At 53.4% G+C, this 2,594-nt stretch carries 1 protein-coding gene; it reads left to right on the top strand.

Features of this window, described 5'->3' with window-relative positions; genetic code table 11:
• The first annotated feature begins 431 nt into the window (after positions 1–431).
• Complete coding sequence (locus KOO63_14070) at positions 432–2,555, top strand: N-6 DNA methylase (GenBank protein ID MBU8922939.1); 2,124 nt, start codon at positions 432–434, stop codon at positions 2,553–2,555.
• The last annotated feature ends 39 nt before the right edge of the window (positions 2,556–2,594 follow it).

The following is a 2,594-nucleotide window of genomic DNA, read 5'->3' as shown; positions in this document are numbered from 1 at the left end:
GGCACAAGCGATCCGGATTCGATTGCCAGTTGGATTTGGGACTACAACGATGACACTGTAACACGAGCGATTATCGACTTCGAGCCTTTCTCGGACACCCCCCTTCCAACCGAGAAGAAGACCATGGGCGGCTTCAAATCGATGTTCCGGTGACCTGCAGATCCGTCAGAGAGTTCGGTTCAGAGTCCTACCCAAAGAACCGGTTGGTTTAGGGCAAATAAGTTGCCTTTGGTCTGGCCTGAGGCGGGTTCGCTCAATAGAAATGATAAGATGAGTCAGCGACGATCCCGTAGTCCCTAAGACACGAACTTCACATCGGGCCGGTTCAGCCGGTGCATTGGTACTCCCAATCTGGCTGCCTCCCTGCTAGACTGTCGAAGTCCAATTGAAGCCTATCCACATCAGAAAAAAATCAAATCCGAGGACATATCTTGAACCCAACCGAGTTCACAACAAAATGGAGCAAGTCCAGCCTGAAAGAGCGCTCCGGCTCTCAAGAACACTTCATTGATCTCTGCCGCCTCGTGGAGCATCAGACCCCAGGTGAGTCGGACCCATCAGGAGCTTCATTTTGTTTCGAGCGTGGCGCCTCAAAAATAGAAGGCGGCCAAGGATGGGCCGACGTGTGGAAACGCGGCTATTTTGGGATCGAGTACAAGGGGAAGAACAAGGACCTCGATGCTGCCTACCAGCAGCTCCTTCAGTATCGTGAGGCTCTAGAAAATCCACCCCTATTGGTAGTGTGCGACTTTAATCGAATAATCATTCACACTAATTTCACGAACACTCCGTCAGAGGTTTACGAGCTGACTTTACAGTCGTTGACCACCGAGCGGGGGATGGCAACGTTAAGAGCTCTATTCCACGATCCGGAAAAGTTGCGACCCGGGATTACAAGCCAGGCCATTACGGCTAAGGCAGCAGAAAAGATTGCCCGAATTGCTCGAGGGCTTCGAGATAGAGGAGAAGACCCCCGCCTAGTGGCCAGATTTCTCGATCGACTTGTATTCTGCATGTTTGCCGAGGACATTGAGTTGCTTCCCAAGGGACTGCTTACTGAGATCTTGGAAAAATCTCATGCTACTCCAGCCCGGTTTTCGAAGTTGGTAGGTGACTTGTTTGGGGTCATGGCCACCGGTGGTGACTTCGGCCTAAATGAAATTCAGCACTTCAACGGATCGCTGTTTGAAGAAGCTACGGTGCTCTCCCTTACGGAATCCGAGCTCGACGATTTGCTGGAGGCCGCTCGACTGGATTGGGATGCTGTAGATCCAAGCATCTTCGGCACTCTGTTCGAACGGGGCCTTGATCCCAGCAAGAGAGCGCAGCTCGGGGCTCATTACACGAGCCGCGAGGATATCGAGACAATCGTAGAACCCGTGATCATGGCACCTCTGTTGTCAGAATGGGAAGAGGTCAAGAAAGAAGCCGCAGCAGCGTTGGCTAAGGTTGCGGCGGAATTTGATGGAGGAAAAAAGAAACTCAAGGAAGCTACTCGGAAGAAGCACCAGGCACGGGCCTCGGCGGTCGTGCGACGTTTCTTGGGGCGATTGACCGATGTAAAAATCCTCGACCCTGCGTGTGGGAGTGGGAACTTCCTCTACGTCAGCCTTCAAATGCTGAAAGACTTTGAAAAAGAAGTCATTCTCTGGGCTCAGAGCAGGGGCCTCGAAGCCCCACTGCCGCTGGTACACCCCCGACAACTGTACGGTATCGAAATCAACCCCTATGCGTTTGACCTGGCTCAAATGACCGTGTGGATCGGACATCTTCAGTGGGTGAGAGCGAATGGTTTCGGCAGCCCTCCGCAGCCTATTCTGCAAGCGCTTACGGCCAACTTCCGTAATGACGACGCCATTGTGGAAATCAATCCCGATGGTGAAGCCGTTCAACCGGACTGGCCCGAAGTAGATTTCATCGTTAGCAATCCGCCGTTCTTGGGTGGCAAACTTCTTCGCACAAACCTTGGCGATGATTACGTCGACCAAATGTTCAGTGTTTGGAAAGGGAATGTACCTGCGGAGGCTGACCTGTGTTGCTATTGGTTCGAAAAGGCTAGGTCCCATATCGAGGCCGGTAAGTGCAAGCGAGCAGGGCTTCTTGCTACCCAGGGGATTCGCGGTGGAGCGAATCGGTTGTTGTTGAAGCGCATCAAGGAATCAGGCGACATCTTCTTCGCTGAAAGCGATCGCCCCTGGGTGTTGGATGGGGCGCACGTTCACATCAGCATGGTCGGATTCGATTCAGGCAGTGAGGCAATCCGGCAACTTGACGGGTGTTCCGTCACCCAGATCAACGCCAATCTCACCTCCACGGTCGATCTCACGCAAGCTAAGCGGCTTTCGGAGAATGCAGGTGTAGCTTTCATGGGCGATACAAAGGGAGGGGCCTTCGATATCCCTGAGGATCTGGCTTTGCGGATGCTGGAGGAGCCGAATCCTCATGGGCGACCGAACTCGGATGTTCTCGTTCCATGGGTGAACGGCATGGACATCACGAGGCGCTCACGCGGGATGTGGATCATCGATTTCGGTACGAGTGGGTATTCCGGCTGAACTCGGCCACCAATTCCGGCAACACTCGGCCACTGATTC

This window comes from Candidatus Latescibacterota bacterium, from assembly GCA_019038625.1.
GTDB lineage: Bacteria > Krumholzibacteriota > Krumholzibacteriia > Krumholzibacteriales > Krumholzibacteriaceae > JAGLYV01.
Note: the sequence above shows the minus strand (reverse complement) of the source record. Positions and strands in the feature narration are given on the sequence as shown.